The 16,753-nt window shown below is 65.2% G+C and carries 15 protein-coding genes; 11 read left to right on the top strand and 4 right to left on the bottom strand.

Annotated elements, in window-relative coordinates; all coding sequences use genetic code 11:
- The first annotated feature begins 151 nt into the window (after nucleotides 1-151).
- The 8 genes from glp (at nucleotide 152) to ACIPHN_RS20775 (ending at nucleotide 7,446) form a co-directional block, all read left to right on the top strand.
- Nucleotides 152-1,429 carry a gephyrin-like molybdotransferase Glp gene (gene glp, locus ACIPHN_RS20810; RefSeq protein WP_400439552.1) on the top strand — a complete coding sequence of 426 codons (1,278 nt, stop codon included), beginning with the start codon at nucleotides 152-154 and terminating at the stop codon, nucleotides 1,427-1,429.
- Nucleotides 1,430-1,450: 21 nt separating this feature from the next.
- Nucleotides 1,451-1,708: a molybdopterin converting factor subunit 1 gene (moaD, locus tag ACIPHN_RS20805; protein WP_400439550.1), complete on the top strand. Its 258-nt coding sequence runs from the start codon at nucleotides 1,451-1,453 to the stop codon at nucleotides 1,706-1,708.
- Between the two features lie 7 nt (nucleotides 1,709-1,715).
- On the top strand, nucleotides 1,716-2,360 hold the full coding sequence (locus tag ACIPHN_RS20800) for a class I SAM-dependent methyltransferase (protein WP_400439547.1): 645 nt from the start codon (nucleotides 1,716-1,718) through the stop codon (nucleotides 2,358-2,360).
- Nucleotides 2,361-2,496: 136 nt separating this feature from the next.
- Nucleotides 2,497-3,867, top strand: a complete 1,371-nt coding sequence (locus ACIPHN_RS20795) for a gluconate:H+ symporter (RefSeq protein ID WP_400439544.1) — start codon at nucleotides 2,497-2,499, stop codon at nucleotides 3,865-3,867.
- 56 nt (nucleotides 3,868-3,923) lie between these two features.
- A complete protein-coding gene (gene moaE, locus ACIPHN_RS20790; protein WP_400439542.1) occupies nucleotides 3,924-4,376 on the top strand; it encodes a molybdopterin synthase catalytic subunit MoaE in 453 nt (150 codons plus the stop codon).
- Nucleotides 4,377-4,446: 70 nt separating this feature from the next.
- Nucleotides 4,447-5,793: an Nramp family divalent metal transporter gene (locus tag ACIPHN_RS20785; RefSeq protein WP_400439540.1), complete on the top strand. Its 1,347-nt coding sequence runs from the start codon at nucleotides 4,447-4,449 to the stop codon at nucleotides 5,791-5,793.
- A gap of 75 nt (nucleotides 5,794-5,868) precedes the next feature.
- Nucleotides 5,869-7,158, top strand: a complete 1,290-nt coding sequence (locus ACIPHN_RS20780) for a type II toxin-antitoxin system HipA family toxin (RefSeq protein ID WP_400439537.1) — start codon at nucleotides 5,869-5,871, stop codon at nucleotides 7,156-7,158.
- Complete coding sequence (locus tag ACIPHN_RS20775) at nucleotides 7,159-7,446, top strand: helix-turn-helix transcriptional regulator (RefSeq protein WP_198980512.1); 288 nt, start codon at nucleotides 7,159-7,161, stop codon at nucleotides 7,444-7,446. It begins immediately after the preceding gene.
- Between the two features lie 65 nt (nucleotides 7,447-7,511).
- Here the strand turns inward: ACIPHN_RS20775 and ACIPHN_RS20770 are convergent, their stop codons facing one another.
- The 4 genes from ACIPHN_RS20770 to ACIPHN_RS20755 form a co-directional block, all read right to left on the bottom strand.
- A complete protein-coding gene (locus ACIPHN_RS20770) occupies nucleotides 7,512-8,486 on the bottom strand; it encodes a biotin/lipoyl-binding protein (protein ID WP_400439535.1) in 975 nt (324 codons plus the stop codon).
- Between the two features lie 77 nt (nucleotides 8,487-8,563).
- Nucleotides 8,564-8,764, bottom strand: a complete 201-nt coding sequence (locus tag ACIPHN_RS20765; RefSeq protein WP_400439532.1) for a DUF1656 domain-containing protein — start codon at nucleotides 8,762-8,764, stop codon at nucleotides 8,564-8,566.
- Nucleotides 8,754-10,961 carry an FUSC family protein gene (locus ACIPHN_RS20760; RefSeq protein ID WP_400439529.1) on the bottom strand — a complete coding sequence of 736 codons (2,208 nt, stop codon included), beginning with the start codon at nucleotides 10,959-10,961 and terminating at the stop codon, nucleotides 8,754-8,756. The genes ACIPHN_RS20765 and ACIPHN_RS20760 overlap by 11 nt, the downstream gene beginning before the upstream one ends.
- On the bottom strand, nucleotides 10,958-12,439 hold the full coding sequence (locus ACIPHN_RS20755; protein WP_400439526.1) for an efflux transporter outer membrane subunit: 1,482 nt from the start codon (nucleotides 12,437-12,439) through the stop codon (nucleotides 10,958-10,960). The genes ACIPHN_RS20760 and ACIPHN_RS20755 overlap by 4 nt, the downstream gene beginning before the upstream one ends.
- 236 nt (nucleotides 12,440-12,675) lie before the next feature.
- On the opposite strand from ACIPHN_RS20755, the gene ACIPHN_RS20750 reads away from it, so the two are divergent.
- The 3 genes from ACIPHN_RS20750 to ACIPHN_RS20740 form a co-directional block, all read left to right on the top strand.
- Entirely contained in the window at nucleotides 12,676-13,650 is a 975-nt protein-coding gene (locus tag ACIPHN_RS20750; protein ID WP_400439523.1) for a LysR family transcriptional regulator, read from the top strand.
- 162 nt (nucleotides 13,651-13,812) lie between these two features.
- The gene (gene clpB / locus ACIPHN_RS20745) at nucleotides 13,813-16,401 is read left to right on the top strand and encodes an ATP-dependent chaperone ClpB (RefSeq protein ID WP_400439520.1); all 2,589 of its coding nucleotides are present in this window, start codon (nucleotides 13,813-13,815) and stop codon (nucleotides 16,399-16,401) included.
- 122 nt (nucleotides 16,402-16,523) lie between these two features.
- Nucleotides 16,524-16,753 (top strand): YbjN domain-containing protein (locus tag ACIPHN_RS20740; protein WP_400439518.1); only part of this gene is annotated, 230 nt, incomplete at its 3' end.

The following is a 16,753-nucleotide window of genomic DNA, read 5'->3' as shown; positions in this document are numbered from 1 at the left end:
CGCCGCAGCCCGGCATGACGCCGTCCGCGCCCACCGGCCCGGACGGCGTTTTTCATGGGCCGCCAGGCGCGGCCGATTGCATTAGAATGTCGGGTCGCTGTATCGCCATGAAGACAGCGCTCCTTCCAGGTTCCATCCAGACAGGCCAGCCATGCAATCCAATGTCCCCCCGACCACGTCTTCCGACAAACCGGCCCGTGCCCCCATGCAAAGCGTAAGCCAGGCGCTCGATACCTTGCTCGCCGCGGCCGTGCCGGTCAGTGGCCACCAGACTGTCGCGACCCTGGACGCCTGCGGCCGCGTGCTGGCCGCAGCTGTCCAGGCGCCGATCAACGTCCCCGGCATGGACAATTCGCAGATGGACGGCTACGCCGTGCGTGCTGCCGATTGTGCCTCGGGGCAGGCGCGTCTGCGCGTATCGCAGCGCATTCCGGCCGGCCATGTGGGCCAGCCGCTCGAAGCCGGCACGGCGGCGCGCATCTTCACCGGCGCCATGCTGCCCGACGGCGCCGACGCCGTGGTCATGCAGGAAGCCTGCGAAGTCGATGGCGAGCACGTCACGGTGCGCCATCTCCCCAAGCCCGGTGAATGGGTGCGCTATGTGGGCGAGGATATCCGCCAGGGCAGTACCATCCTGCCAGTGGGGACCCGTCTGCGTCCGCAAGAGCTGGGACTGGCGGCATCCATCGGCCAGGCCAGCCTGGAAGTGCTGCGGCGCGTGCGGGTAGCGGTGTTCTTCACCGGCGATGAACTGACCATGCCGGGCGAAGCCCTGAAGCCGGGCGCCATCTACAATTCCAACCGTTTCCTGCTGCGCGGCCTGTTGCAGCAACTGGGCTGCGAGATCAGCGACTACGGCATCGTGCCCGACAATCTGGCCGCTACCCGCGAGACCTTGCGCGAGGCGGCACGCGAGCATGATCTCATCATCACCAGCGGCGGCGTGTCGGTGGGCGAGGAAGACCACGTCAAGCCGGCCGTGGAAGCCGAAGGGCGCATCAACATGTGGCAGATCGCCATGAAGCCGGGCAAGCCGCTGGCCTTCGGCCAGGTGCGCCGTGGCCCGGATGCAGGGCAGGGCGAGGCCTTCTTCATGGGCCTGCCGGGCAATCCGGTATCGTCCTTCGTGACCTTCCTGTTGTTCGTGCGGCCCTTCCTGCTGCGCCTGCAAGGCTTGCCACGCGAGGCCGTGCTGCCGCAGGCCGTGACGCTGCGCGCCGACTTCGACTGGCCGCGCGCCGATCGCCGCCAGGAATTCCTGCGCGTGCGGCGCAATGCCCAGGGCGGGCTGGACCTCTTCCCCAGCCAGGGCTCGGCCGTGCTGACCTCGACCGCCTGGGCCGATGGCCTGGTCGACAATCCGCCCGGACAGACCATAGCGGCGGGCGACATGGTGCAGTTCCTGGCCTTCGATCACCTGCTCAACTGAACCACCAAGGAATTTCCCCTCATGAAAATCGAACTCCGTTTCTTCGCCAGCGTGCGCGAAGCCCTCAAGACCTCGCAGGAAGTCATCGAACTGCCCGCCAGCGTCAAGACCGTGGGCGACGTGCGCGCCTTCCTCATGGGCCGCGGCGGCATCTGGGCCGAGGTGCTGGGTCCTGAAAAGAACCTGCGCATGGCCTACGACCATGACATGACCGAGGCCGATACCGAGATCGCCGACGGCGGCGAAGTCGCCTTCTTCCCCCCTGTCACCGGGGGCTGAGGTCGCCATGAGCGCGCACCGCGATCCCGCCACCGGCACGCTGGCGCACTACGACCAGAACGCCGAGAGTTTCCGTGAAGGCACCTGGGACCATGACGTCAGCCAGAACATGGCGGCGCTGCTGGAGGCACTGGCGGCACGGCCGGGTGAGGCCGGGCAGGGGCCATTCACCATTCTCGACTTCGGTTGCGGCCCCGGGCGCGATCTGGTGGAGTTCACCCGGCGCGGCCATGTGGCCGTCGGCCTGGACGGCACCCGCGCCTTCGTCGACATGGCCAGTGCGGCGTCCGGCTGTGAAGTCCTGCACCAGGATTTTCTCCAGCTGCAATTGCCCCCGCAGCGCTTCGACGGCATCTTTGCCAATGCCTCGCTGTTCCATATACCCTCGGCCGAGCTGCCACGCGTGCTGGGCCAGTTGCGGGCCAGCCTGAAGCCGGATGGCATCCTGTTCAGCTCCAACCCGCGCGGCGACGACCTGGAAGGCTGGAGCGGCCAGCGCTACGGCGTCTGGCACAGCCTGGATGGCTGGCGCCGTTATCTGCATGCAGCAGGATTTGCCGAATTGCGGCATTATTACCGCCCTGACGGTTTGCCGCGCGAGCAGCAACCGTGGCTGGCCAGCGTCTGGCAAAAGACACGAGACCTGACCTGATCGACCAGCCGCCACGGGATACCGGATCCGGATTCTTTGGGAGGAGACCAGCCATGTGCCAACCATGCCTGCGGAGGGGATGCAAAAGACATCGTTCAACGATGCGCATTCATCCACACCTGAAGAAGGAACCATCTTGATTTCGACACATCTGGCCGCGTGGGCGGCCCAGGACACGCAGTTGCTGCTGGTGACGCTGGCGGCACTGATCGCCATCGTGGTATTGATCAGCTTCTTGTCCATCGCACCCTTCCTTTCCATCCTGATCGGCACCTTCGTGGCGGGTATTGGCGCCGGCCTGCCGCTGGAAGACATTGCCAAGGCCTTCAGCAAGGGCGCCGGCAGCCTCCTGGGCGAGGCCGGCATCATCATCTCCCTGGGCGCCATGCTGGGCGCGTTGATGGCCGAGTCCGGCGCGGCCGACCGCATCGTCAATACGCTGCTGCGCTATGCGCGCGGCAGCGTTATCCCCTGGATGATGGCGCTGGTGGCCCTGGTGGTCGGCCTGCCGCTGTTCTTCGAGGTGGGGCTGGTGATGATGGCACCGATCATCTTCGTGATGGCGCGCCGCTCCAACCTGCCGATCATGCGCGTGGCCATTCCCGCGCTGGCCGGCATGACCACGCTGCATGCGCTGCTGCCGCCGCACCCGGGCCCGCTGATCGCCGTCTCGGCACTGCACGCCGACCTCGGCACCACCATGCTGCTGGGCTTCATCGTGGCCATTCCGGCGGTCATCATCGCCGGTCCCCTGTATGGCAACTTCCTTGCACCGCGCCTGAACATGGCCGAGCCTGACCAGATCGGCAAGCTCTTCACCGCCCGTGAAGGGCAGTCGCAGCCAGGCTTCCTGGCCGCGCTGGTGACCATCCTGTTGCCGGTGGCCCTGATGCTGGGTCGCACCGTGGCACGCATCTGGGTCACGCCCAAGACCGAGTTGTTCGAGATGCTCAACTTCTTCGGCGAACCCATCATCGCGCTGACCGTCACGGTGCTCTTCGCCGTGGTGGTGCTGGGCTGGGGCCAGGGCAGCAGCCGCTTCGACGTCGGTGCCACGTTGCGCCGTGCCTTGCCGCCCATCGCCGGCCTGCTGCTGACCATCGGCGCCGGTGGCGGCCTGAAGCAGACCCTGCTGTCGGCCGGCATCAGCGACACCATCACCAAGGTCGCTGCCGGTACCCACATGCCGCTGATCCTGCTGGCCTGGATCATCGCCGTGGCGCTGCGCCAGGCCACCGGGTCGGCCACTGTCGCCACCACGGCCACGGCCGGTATCGTGGCGCCGCTGGTGGCCGGCCTGACGGCCACCCACAACTCGCTGATGGCCCTGGCCATCGGCGCGGGTTCGGTGTTCTTCTGCCACGTCAATGACGCCGGCTTCTGGATGGTCAAGGAATACTTCGGCCTGAACCTGAAGCAGACCCTGGCCACCTGGTCGGTGATCCAGACCCTGGTGTCGGTCATCGGCCTGGGCATGACGCTGGTGCTGTGGGGCTTGCTGGTCTAGCCAGTGTGGCGGGCGCTGGTAGAATCGGGGCTTGTTCCTGATTCTCTTGCCCCGCCATGCCTGTCCGCGTCCAGACTGCCGATTTCGATCTCTCCGCTGAAGTAGCGCAACTGCGCCTGTCCAATCCCCGGGTCGGCGCGGTAGTGAGCTTCGTGGGCACGGTACGCGATCTCAACGACGGTGCCACCGTCTCCGAGATGGAGCTGGAGCACTACCCGGTCATGACCGAGCGCGCCCTGGAGCAGATCGTCGAGCAGGCCAAGGCGCGCTGGCCCATCTTCGATGCGCTGGTGATCCACCGCATCGGCCCGATGCAGCCGCGCGAGCAGATCGTGCTGGTGGCCGTCACCTCGCCCCATCGGGGCGAAGCCTTCGCCGCCTGCGAATTCATCATGGACTACCTCAAGACCCAGGCGCCGTTCTGGAAAAAGGAACAGACGCCCGCAGGCGCGCGCTGGGTCGATGCCCGCGAGAGCGACGACAGCGCGCTCGCCAAATGGAAACAATAAGGCGTCACGGGCCGGGACGCTGATCCCGGCAACGTGCACGCCCATCCGCACCAGCAGAGGGGAAACCGTCTTGCCATTTACCTTCCGATTGCCGCGCATCCCGGGCTTGCCCCAGACCGCGACGGCACCTTTCTGTCCCTCCGAAGTGGCCGGTTCGGTCGCCGTGCCGACCGGCGCCACGGTCTGGCAAAAGCTGCGCATCTATGTCGGTCCCGGCTTGCTGGTCTCGATCGGCTACATGGACCCGGGCAACTGGGCTACCTCCATCCAGGCCGGTTCGCAGTTCGGCTACCAGCTGCTGTTCGTGGTGATGCTCTCCAGCCTGGCCGCCATCGTGCTGCAATGCCTGTGCGCGCGCCTGGGTATCGCCACCGGCAAGGATCTGGCAGTCCATTCGCGCGAGCATTACCCGCCCGTGGTCGGGCGCGGTATGTGGGTGCTGGCCGAGCTCTCCATCATTGCCTGCGACCTGGCCGAAGTGCTGGGCTGCGCGCTGGCCTTCAACCTGCTGCTGGGTGTATCGCTGCCGGTGGGGGTGATGCTGACCGCGCTGGATACCCTGATCGTGCTCGGCTTGAAGGGCAGGGGTTTCCGGCAGGTGGAAGCCATCATCCTTGGCCTGGTCATCACGATTGCCGCCTGCCTGCTGGCGCAACTGGCCTTCGTCAAGGCCGACTGGCACGCCGTGATGCAGGGCTTCGTGCCGTCGCTGACGGCCATTTCCGGTCGCGAGCCGCTCTACCTGGCGATCGGCATCATCGGCGCCACCGTGATGCCGCACAACCTCTACCTGCATTCGTCCATCGTGCAGACGCGCAGCGTGCGGCGCGATCCGGCGTCCCTGCTGGAAGCGGTGCGCTACACCCGGGTCGATACCACGGTGTCGCTGCTGATCGCCATGGTCATCAATGCCACCATCCTGATCCTGGCGGCCTCGGCCTTCCACCAGAGCGGTCATACCCAGGTGGCCGAGCTGGACGAGGCCTATCATCTGCTGGACCCCATCACCGGCTCGGCCATGGCTGCTGTCCTGTTCGGCGTGGGGCTGTTTGCCTCGGGCCAGAGTTCCACCTTTACCGGCACCATTGCCGGCCAGGTCATCATGGAAGGCTTCCTGAAGCTCAAGATCCCGTGCTGGCAGCGCCGCGTCATCACCCGCGCGCTGGCGCTGGTACCGGCACTGGTGGGCGTGCTCACACTGGGGCCGCATTCGGTGGGCAAGCTGCTGGTGGCCAGCCAGGTGGTGCTGTCATTGCAACTGCCCTTTGCCATGTATCCGCTGATCCGCCTGACCAGCCGACGCGACCTGATGGGCGAGCTGGTCAATGCCTGGTGGGTGAGCACGCTGGCCTGGATCCTCTTTGCGGCCATCTCGGCGGCCAATGTGTGGCTGGTCTGGCAGGTGTTTGCCGGGTAGGTCGGGATTGCTTACACATCAAACTATCATGATTGGACTGGAATACGCCAATATTAGTGATAGTATGATGTGTATATGAAGACTTCCTGCACCCTACAACTGCATATCGACGGTGCCTGGCGCGATGCCGGCGCGCTATCCCTGATCGGCCCGATGGAGCAGGGCATGGTCGCGCCGGCCTTCCTGGCTTACGACGCCGCCCACGTGGTCGCCTATCAAGGCCGGCGAGATGCGGCGGCTTTTTCGGCCAATTGCCTGGTGGACTTCGATAGCCACCAGGAGCCGGGCTGGCCTCCCTTCCTGATCGACTTGCTGCCGCAAGGCTATGGACGTGGCGAGCTGCTGCGCCAGCTGGGGCTGGACGAACGGGCCGAGGCCAGTGCCGACTGGCCCCTGCTGTGCGCGGGCGCTGGCAATCCGATTGGCAACCTGCGTGTGCTGGAGGCCTGGCAATGGGTGCAGGAGCGCAGCGGGCCACAATTGCGTGGATTCGGCATCGACGAGATCGCCGCCCGCTCGGAGGATTTCAACGAATATCTGGCCCAGCATGGACTGTTCCTGGCAGGTTCATCGGGGGTGCAGGGGGAATGGCCCAAGATCCTGATGACGCGTGCGCGTGATGGCCTGTTCTATCTCGACCACGCACTGCCTGACGAACTGGCCGAGCGCCACTACATCGTCAAGTTCGGTCGTGGTCCCGATCCTGACCTGGCCAATATCCTGCGCCTGGAAGCCCCCTACATGGCGCTGGCCGCCAGCCTCGGATTGCAGGTCCATGCACCGCTGGCCTTGCACGGCAAGGCCTTGTTCATTCCGCGTTTCGACCGTGAGGTGCGGGAGGGGCAGGTGCTGCGCCACGCACAGGAAAGCATTGCGTCGCTGTGCGGGGTGAGCGGCTTCGGTGCCGTGCCTTCGCACAATGCCGCCTGCGCCCGGCTGGGGCAGCTAGCCACCGATCCGGTGGCCGAGATTGCCGAATATCTGCGCCGTGACATTGCCAATATCGTCTTGCGCAACAAGGATAATCACGCCCGCAACACCGCCATCCGAAGAGATGCACAAGGGCAGATCGGTCTGACACCCCTGTTCGATTTCGCGCCCATGTGGCTGCACCCGGACGGCATCGCCCGACGCATGCGCTGGGAGCAGGATGATGCCGGCGCACCGCAATGGGCCAGCGCCATCGCGCAGGCCTGCGAGGCTGCGCAGGTGGAGGTGGCGCCGGTGCGGGCGGCGGTGCAGCAGATGGCAGTGCCGCTGGCCGGTCTGCTGGAGCATGCGCGTGCCCTGGGCATCGAGGAGCCATTCCTGGCACCACTGGCGCCGACCGTGGCCCAGGTGTGCCGCCAGCTGGAGGCGCTCTGAATGGACAAGCGCTTCAAGCCCCTTACCCCCATCGAGCAACTGGAAGAGCGTCGTGTCCTGTTCGACGAACTGGCCGCCGATCCTGCCTTGCCGATTCCTGCCGTGGTCCGCAAGATCCGCACCACCTTGCGCCTGACCATCGCCGAATACGCCCGGCTGTGCGGCGTCTCGGCGCGTACCCTGCAGGATATCGAACGCGGTGAGTCCAGCCCCACACTGGCCACCGCCGAGAAACTGCTCAAGCCCGTCGGCATGACGGTCGGTGCCGTCTCCCGCAAGCGTACGTAAAAAAAGCGACCTCCCCATGCAGGGGAGGTCGCTTTTCTCTTGGTCTTCCGGTCGGGCGTCAGCGCTTAGTGCTTGTTGTCGCCTTGCTGCTTGCCGCTACCCGGTTCCAGTACCACCGTGCAGGTCAGGCCCGAGGCCAGCAATACATTCTCGGGTACCTGGTCCAGGTGGATGCGCACCGGGATGCGCTGGGCCAGGCGCACCCAGTTGAAGGTCGGGTTGACGTCGGCGATCAGCTCGCGGCTTTGCGGGTTGTCGCGGTCATAGATGCCACGGGCGATGCTGTCGACATGGCCGGCGAGGGTGGCGCCGTTGATCAGTTGGATCTTGGCGTGGTCACCGATGGACAGCAGCGGCAGCTTGGTCTCTTCGAAGTAGGCATAGACCCAGAAGGAGTGGCTGTCGATCACCGCGATCTTGGCCGCACCGGCGCTGGCGTAGTCACCACGGCGCACGTTCAGGTTGGTGATGTAGCCGTCCACCGGCGAGAACACCTTGGTGCGTTCCAGGTTCAACTTGGCGGTATCACGCTGGGCCAGTGCCGCCTGATACTGTGCCTGGGCACCCTGGTACTGGGCCTGTGCGGCCTGCATCTGGGCCTGCGAAGCAGTGACCTGGCTGCCGGCGTCTTCGCGCGCTTCACGCGAGACCACCAGGGCATCGATATCGGCGCGACGGCGGGCCTGGGCGCGGCGCATGTCCAGATCGGCGCGGCGGGCCTCGACATCGGCACGGCGCACGTCCAGGTCGGCACGGCGGGCGGTCACGGCGGCTTCGGCCTGTTGCAGCGCCAGTTCATAGCGGGCCGGATCGATTTCCATCAGCAGGTCGCCTTTCTTGACCAGCTGGTTGTCGCGTACCGGCAATTGCACCACCTGGCCCGAGACATCGGGGGCGATATTGACCACGTCGGCGCGTACCCGGCCGTCGCGCGTCCAGGGGGAAAGCATGTAGTGCTGCCACAGGCTCCAGGCCAGCAGGATGGCCAGGGCGAAGATGGCCAGGGTGATGATGAGGCGGAAGATCGATTTGACCGACATGATGAACTACTCCTGAATGTTTCTTTATCTTTTCGTAAGTGATGTGGGATGGTGCGCGACGATGCAGGACGAGGACGCTAGCGATACACGTACAAGCCCAAGAGCGCCGTGAAGCAGACGAACATGCTTACCCGGAACAGCGCCGGGTGCCAGGTCAGGGCATAGAAGCCCACCCGCACCAAGAGTCGATCGACCACCACCGTGAGGGCGGCAGCCAGGACTGCCAGCAGCAGCACGGTTGGAATGTAGGCGTCGAAGAAGGAAATCTCACGCGGCATGACGGGCTCCCGGTTGTTGGTTGGCACCGGCGCGCATGGTATGCAGCGGCGATTGCTCGTCGAGCAGGGCGGTGCGGATGAAATGCAGATAGCTCAGCGTACGCTGCAGGCGATGGCGCTCGCTGCGTTCGCGATAGTGCGGACCGATGGCGTGTTGCACCTCGACGATGGCCTGGTCGTTGGCGGCCAGGGCGGCGGCCAGCGTGGTCGTATCGGGCCGCGCAAACAGTGCCGGAATGGTGTCACGCAGGCGGTTCAGCGCGGCCAGGGCCGACGGCGGCAACAGGTCGGGTGTCTCGGTGCGGATGCCATTGAGTTCGGTGCGCAATTCGATGATGGCGTGACCCACTTCCAGGGTGGCGAACATCCAGCCCAGTGCGACCTGGCGCAGGGCCGGGCGGCTGCTGGTGAGCATGGTGATCTGGTGCATCAGGTCGCGCGTGCCGCTCTCGAACTTCAGGGCCAGGTGGGCCAGCTTGCCGAAGCAGGCATCCACCACCTGCTTGCGCAGCTGCTTCTCCAGCACGCGTACGGTCCAGTTGGTGGTGGGCGGCAGCAGCAGCATGAAGGCCACGGCCGTGACGATGAGCGAGACCATCAGCGCCACCGCTTCGTTGATGTAGCCGGCGGCATTGAAGCGGGCAAAGTTGTCGGGCACCGCCAGGAAGGGGAAGAAGATGCAGATCCCCAGCCCGTAACCGGCCCAGTTGGGTTTGGTGGTCAGGAACACGGCCAGCATCAGTACCGGCATCAGGGCCGTGGCCAGCATCCAGTAGCCATCCAGGCGCGGCAGGATGTGGAAGGTATAGAAATAGCCGGCAATGGCGGCAAACACCACGCCGATGGCGACCGTGCGCGTGGCCTTGGCCGGATCGGGCGCGGCCGAGGTGATGGCGCAGAAGGCCGCCGCATTGAGGGCGGCGACGTCGCCGCTGGGCCAGCCGCTGGCGATCCAGAAGGCCGACAGGCACAGCAGCGTGATGGCGGCGCGGGCGCCGGCGATCAGGGCCGTGGTCATGCTGGTCTTGGAGGCGTAGGAGTGCTCCCATTGCTCGCGCTCGTGGTGGCGCTGGTTCAGCGAGGCGTAGGTGAGGGTATAGGCGTGCAGTTCTTCGATGACCCGGTACAGCAGCTCCGAGGCGGTGTCGAAGTCCAGCATGGCGTTGTCGCTCTCCAGCGCCGGCGCAAGCAGGCCGCGGGTGGCACGCACCCGGCGCGGCAGTTCGCGCTTGTAGGCATCCAGTTTGAGGGCCGCATCGGCGGCATCGACCGCGCTCATCACCGGCTCGCCGCTGGCACGCGTGAGCAGGGGCTGCACTTCGCGGAAATACGGCGAGATGGCATCGATGGCCAGGCTTGCGCCGGGAGCCGGGTTGGCGTGCAGGCGGTTCATCAGCTGATGCAGGGCGTGCACGCGGGTGGACAGGGCCATGAACTCGCTGTTCATGCGGGTCAGGCGACCGCTGCGCAGGCGTACTTCGGGGTCTTCGAAGATGGCCGAACTGCGCAGCGCTTCCAGGCCGATGATGTCGCCGACGAAGCGGGCGTTGGTGGCTTCGAGCTGCTTGCGGTCGGTGGTGCCGCCCAGGGTAGCGCTGATGAGGTCGACGAAGGCCGTGAAGCGACCGCGGATGACGCGCACCAGGCCGGTGGCACTGGCTTGCGGGAACACCAGGGCGCTGACCAGGCCGGCACAGACGATGCCGACCATGATCTCGGTGACCCGCGTCATCACCGAGTCAAAGGTGATGGCCGGATTGAGCGCGGCCGGCAAGCCGATCAGGGCCACCGTATAGCCCGACAGCACGAAGCCGTAGGAGCGGAAATTGCGGTTGTGCGCCGAGCCCACCGTACACAGCCCGATCCACAGGGCCGAGGCCAGCAGGAACAGCTCCGGCGTCTGCGCGAACAGGCCGACGAAGACCACGATGGCGGCCGAGCCGATCAGGGTACCGACGACACGATAGAAGCTCTTGGCCAGGATCATGCCGCTTTGCGGCTGCATCACGATGAATACCGTGATGAGGGCCGAGCGCGGCGATTGCAGGTCCAGGCCGTAGCCCACGCCCAGGGCCAGCAGGCCGGCGAAGACCATCTTGAAGACATACACCCAGGTCGGCGCATCGTTGCGCCACCAGTCGGTGGCGGCCTCCTTGAGCTGGCTGCCGAACGGCAGGCCGGGCGCGGGCTGGCTCATTGCGCCACCTTGGCGGTGTCGGCCGTGGCCACCGGCGCAGCGTCGCTCTCCATGCCGCCGCCCAGCGCGGTCTGCAGGGCGGCATAGGCCGAGAGCTGCTGGGCCTGCAGTTGCTGCACGATCTGTTGCTGGCGCAGCCACTGGGTTTGCGCATGCAAGACATTGAGGTAGTCGGTCAGGCCGCGCTGGTAGGCGTGGGTGGCGATGTCGACGTTCTTCTGCGCAGCCAGCACCGATTCATGTGCCTGTTGCTGCTGGCGCAGCACCGATTGCAGCGTCACGACCTGGTCGGCGATGCCTTTCAGGGCTTGCGAGAGCAGGGCGTTGTAGTGTTCCACTTCCAGGTCGTAGCCGGCGCTGGCCGCTCCCAGCTGGCCACGCAGGCGGCCACCCTCGAAGATGGGCAGCGAGATCGCCGGACCATAGGTGGTTTGCATGTTGGGGCCGCTGAGGAAGGAGAACAGACCGCCACCGGCCGCCGTCGGGCCGATGCCGGCCAGCAGGTTGATGTTGGGATAGAAGGCTGCCTTGGCCACGGCGATGCCCTTGGAGGCCGCCTGCACGCGCCAGCGGGCCGCGCTGATGTCAGGCCGGCGACCCACCAGGTCGGCCGGCAGGGCGCTGGGCAGGCCCATGGCGGTTTGCAGGGCCAGGGTCGGGCGGGTGATGCCGTCGGCCGCACCGGGGCCTGCGCCCAGCAGGGCCGCCAGCTGGTTGCGGATCAGGGCGATGCTCTCTTGCAGGGCTTCGATCTGGCGCCGGGTTTCCGGCAGCGGGGCTTCGGCCTGGGTAATCTCCAGCTGGGTGCCCAGTCCCCCCTTGAAGCGGCGGTGCGCCAGGTCCAGGATCTTCTGCTCTTCGCGCAGCATGGCCTCGGTGTTGTCCAGCAGGCCGTATTGCAGCGCCAGTTGCACATAGGTGCGCACCACATTGCCTTCCAGGTCGAGCTGGGCGGCACGGCCATCGGCGGCGACGGCATGCAGCTCGTCCTCGGCGCGCTCGGTGGCGTTCTTGTTGCGGTCCCACAGGTCGACGTTGTAGGCCAGGCCCAGGGTGGCGGTGTTGTTCCAGGTCAGCTTGTCGCGGAAGCTGGCGCCGTAGTAGACGTTGTCGGACCAGTCCTTGCGGCCCACGGACACGTCCAGCTGGGCGCTGGGCAATTCACCGGCATGCGCGACCACGGCCATGGACTGCGCCTGGCGTACCCGCGCGGCGGCGACTGCCATGCTGGGATTGCCGGCCACGGCACGGGTGACCAGCTGATCCAGCTGTGCATCGCCATAGGCCTGCCACCAGGAGCGCTGCGGCCAGCCAGCTTCGGCACCGGCCTGGCGGATGGCCTTGCCGACATCGAGCGCGGCGACGTCGCGTACCTGGGATTGCGGATGGATGCCCCCTTGGTCGGCGCAGCCGGCGATTGTCAGCGATAGCGCAATGACGGTCAGGGCGGACAGTGTGGGGAGTGCGATGCGTTTCATGGAATTACCCAAAAATATGCAAATATCAGATGGTATGTATTATATTTTGTAATTATTTTTCGAAAAATTCGCAGATTCGCAATTGTTTATCTCGGATATTGCAATAATTATTGCTCCATTTTGGGTAACAATGCTGTCATCCGCTGGTGCGTCAAATGCGAGTGCTTCAGGTAAGTTCAGCAGTTATAGCGCTGTTGTGGCATTTGGCAAAGCACTGGTTCACTGATAGGAAACCCATGGATACCCTGCAAAACATGCGCGTCTTCGTGCGCGTGGTGGAGGCCGGCAGCTTCACCCAGGCGGCCCAGCAGATGAGCCTGACCACCGCCCACGTCTCGCGCGCCGTGGCCGATCTGGAGCGCCACCTGCGCACCCGCCTGCTCAACCGCACCACCCGTCGCATTGCCCTGACCGAGGCAGGCGAGCGCTATCTGCTGCGTTGCCAGCAGATCATGTCCTATGTCGAGGAGGCCGAAGCCGAGGCGGGGGCGGCCTATGTGAAGCCCTCGGGCCGTTTGCGAATCCATGCGATGACCAGTTTTGGGCAGCGTTACGTGATCCCGGCCATCTCGGGCTACCAGAAGCGCTATCCGGATGTGGCCGTGGAGCTGACCCTGGCCCAGCGTACCCCCGACATGCTCGATGAAGGCTATGACGTTTCGCTGGTGCTGGCGCGCGAATTGCCCGATTCGGGCTTGATCTACCGGCAACTGGGCAGCACCTTCAGCATGCTGTGCGCTTCACCGGCGTATCTGGACAAGTACGGCGCACCCCAGCAGCCGGCCGACCTGCTTCATCATGTCTGCCTGCAACTGGTCAGCCCCATTTCGCCGCTGGACGAGTGGGTGCTGGAAGGCCCGGACGGCGGGGCAGTGATCGCCGTGAAGAGCAATTTCCAGGTCAATGTGGCCGAGGCTATGCTGACGGCCATCCGCGAGGGCATGGGCATCGGTGTCCTGCCCATCTATTCGGCCGTGGATGCCTTGCGCAGCGGGACCATCGTAAGAGTGTTGCCGCAGCACCGCCTGCAGAACATGGGCGTGTATGCCCTGTACCCGTCGCGCCAGTATCTGGATGCCAAGATCAGCACCTGGGTCGACTGGATGCATGCAAGCGTGGACAAGTCCTTGGAGGACGACCACCAGGCCCTGGACCGCCTGGGCAACCTGCGCGAGGAAATGCAGGGCGTGGCGGCCGGACGGGCCATGTAGTTGCATGTCGGCATGCCGAGCCTGGCGGTCTTGCAAGTTATTGGACTTGGCAAAATGCTTCCGATGGGCGACCTGATGCAAATCAAATCTGGCGGCACGATCATTGCTTGAAAATCAAAGCGGTGGCCCAATTTTCATCACATTGAAAAATTGGAGCGAACCATGCGTCTCGACAAACTCACCACCAAATTGCAGGAAGCGCTGGCCGACGCGCAATCCCAGGCAGTCGGCCACGACAATCAATATATCGAACCGGTCCATCTCATCCTGGCGCTGTTGAACCAGGACGATGGTGGCGCGCGCTCGCTGCTGCAGCGCGCCGGCGTCAATGTGAACGGCCTCACCACCGCCTTGCAGGGCGCCCTCAAGCGTCTGCCGCAGGTTTCCGGCCATGGCGGCGAAGTGCAGGTCGGTCGCGAGCTGATGGCCTTGCTCAACCTGGCCGACAAGGAAGCGCAAAAGCATGGCGATCAGTTCGTCGCCAGCGAAATGGTGCTGCTGGGCCTGGCGGACGACAAGTCCGATGCCGGCCGCGCAGCCCGCGAGAACGGTCTCACCCGAAAGTCGCTGGAGGCTGCCATCAAGGCCGTGCGCGGCGGTGCGTCGGTGTCCTCGCAGCAGGACGAAGGCCAGCGCGAAGCCCTCAAGAAATACACCCTGGACCTGACCGAACGCGCCCGTGCCGGCAAGCTCGATCCGGTGATCGGCCGCGACGATGAAATCCGCCGCGCCATCCAGGTGCTGCAACGGCGCAGCAAGAACAACCCGGTGCTGATCGGTGAACCCGGCGTGGGCAAGACCGCCATCGTCGAAGGCCTGGCCCAGCGCATCGTCAATGGCGAGGTGCCGGACAGCCTGAAATCCAAGCGCGTGCTGTCGCTGGACATGGCGGCGCTCTTGGCCGGCGCCAAGTATCGCGGCGAATTCGAGGAGCGTCTCAAAGCGGTCCTGAAGGAAATCGCCCAGGACGAAGGCCAGACCATCGTCTTCATCGATGAGCTGCACACCATGGTTGGCGCCGGCAAGGCCGAAGGCGCCATGGATGCCGGCAACATGCTGAAGCCGGCGCTGGCGCGCGGCGAGCTGCATTGCGTGGGCGCCACCACCCTGGACGAATATCGCCAGTACATCGAGAAGGATGCCGCCCTGGAGCGCCGCTTCCAGAAGATCCTGGTCGACGAACCCAGTGTGGAAGCCACCATCGCCATCCTGCGTGGCCTGCAGGAAAAGTATGAAGTGCACCACGGCGTCGATATCACCGACCCGGCCATCGTGGCGGCGGCCGAGCTGTCGCATCGCTATATCACCGACCGCTTCCTGCCGGACAAGGCGATCGACCTGATCGACGAGGCTGCCGCCAAGATCAAGATCGAGATCGATTCCAAGCCGGAAGTGATGGACAAGCTCGACCGTCGCCTGATCCAACTGAAGATCGAACGTGAAGCCGTCAAGCGCGAGAAGGATGAAGCCTCGCAGAAGCGCCTGCAGCTGATCGAGGAAGAAATCCTGAAGCTGGAGCGTGAATACGCCGACCTGGAAGAAATCTGGAAGGCCGAGAAATCGACCGCCCAGGGTGGCCAGCAACTGAAGGAAGAAATCGAGAAGGTGCGCCTGCAGATGGAAGAGGCCACCCGCAAGAGCGACTGGCAGAAGGTCTCGGAGCTGAAGTACGGCAAGCTGGCTGAACTCGAAGCCGCGCTGGAGGTGCAGAACAAGAAAGATGCCGCCGGCGTGACCACCGAGAAGCCCAAGCTGGTGCGCACGCAGGTGGGTGCCGAGGAAATCGCCGAGATCGTGGCGCGCGCCACCGGCATCCCGGTCTCGCGCATGATGCAGGGCGAACGCGAAAAGCTCTTGCACATGGAAGACGTGCTGCATGAGCGCGTGGTGGGCCAGGACGAGGCGATCGTGGCCGTGTCGGACGCCATCCGCCGCTCGCGCGCTGGTCTGGGTGACCCCAGCAAGCCGTATGGTTCCTTCATGTTCCTGGGCCCCACCGGCGTGGGCAAGACCGAGCTGTGCAAGGCGCTGGCGTCCTATCTCTTCGATACCGAGGAGGCGATGATCCGCATCGACATGAGCGAGTTCATGGAGAAGCATTCCGTGGCCCGCCTGATCGGCGCGCCACCGGGCTATGTCGGTTACGAAGAGGGCGGCTACCTGACCGAGGCCGTACGTCGCAAGCCCTACAGCGTGATCCTGCTCGACGAGATCGAGAAGGCGCATCCGGATGTCTTCAACGTGCTGCTGCAGGTGCTCGACGATGGCCGCATGACCGATGGCCAGGGCCGTACGGTGGACTTCCGCAACACCATCCTGATCCTGACCTCCAACCTGGGCAGCCAGTACCTCGTCGAGCCGATGACCAGCGCGGAAGAGAAGAAGCAGCAGGTTCTGGAAGTGGTGCGGGCCTCCTTCAAGCCGGAGTTCCTCAACCGCCTCGACGACCTGGTGGTCTTCTCGGCCCTCACCAAGGACGAGCTGTCCCACATCGCCGGGCTCCAGATCGACCGCCTGGCCAAGCGCCTGGCGGACCGCCGCCTCACCCTGGACGTCACCCCCGAGGCCCTTCAGTGGCTCGCCGACGAGGGCAACGACCCGGCGTACGGAGCGCGCCCGCTGCGCCGCCTGATCCAGACCGCCATCGGTGACCGGCTCGCGAAGGAGATCCTGGCGGGCGAAGTGACCGACGGTGACACGGTTCGGGTGGACCGATTCGGGGAGGGGCTGATCGTGGGGGCCGCGAAGTAGGGCCGATCCACGCCACTCGGGCCGGATTCGGTCAGCCCGCAGCGGATACCCGGGGGCAGGGGTTGCCAGCCCTGCCCCGGCATGGGGGAGGATGACCGGAACCGTACGAAGGAAGATTCACGATGAGCATCGACCCGTCCTCGATTCCGAATTTCGGGGCTCAGCAGGGCCCGCAGTCCGGCGGTGCGCCGTCCGGGCCCGTCGTCCCCGACCAGGACCTGGTGAAGCAGCTCCTGGACCAGATGGAGCTCAAGTACGTCGTGGACGACGAGGCCGACCTCGCCGCGCCGTGGGAGGATTTCCGTACGTACTTCATGTTCCGCGGCGAGGACGACCAGCAGGTCTTCTCGGT

The organism is Herbaspirillum sp. NPDC087042 (genome assembly GCF_044745245.1).
Classification (GTDB): domain Bacteria; phylum Pseudomonadota; class Gammaproteobacteria; order Burkholderiales; family Burkholderiaceae_D; genus Herbaspirillum.
This window is presented reverse-complemented; position numbering and strand designations above follow the sequence as displayed.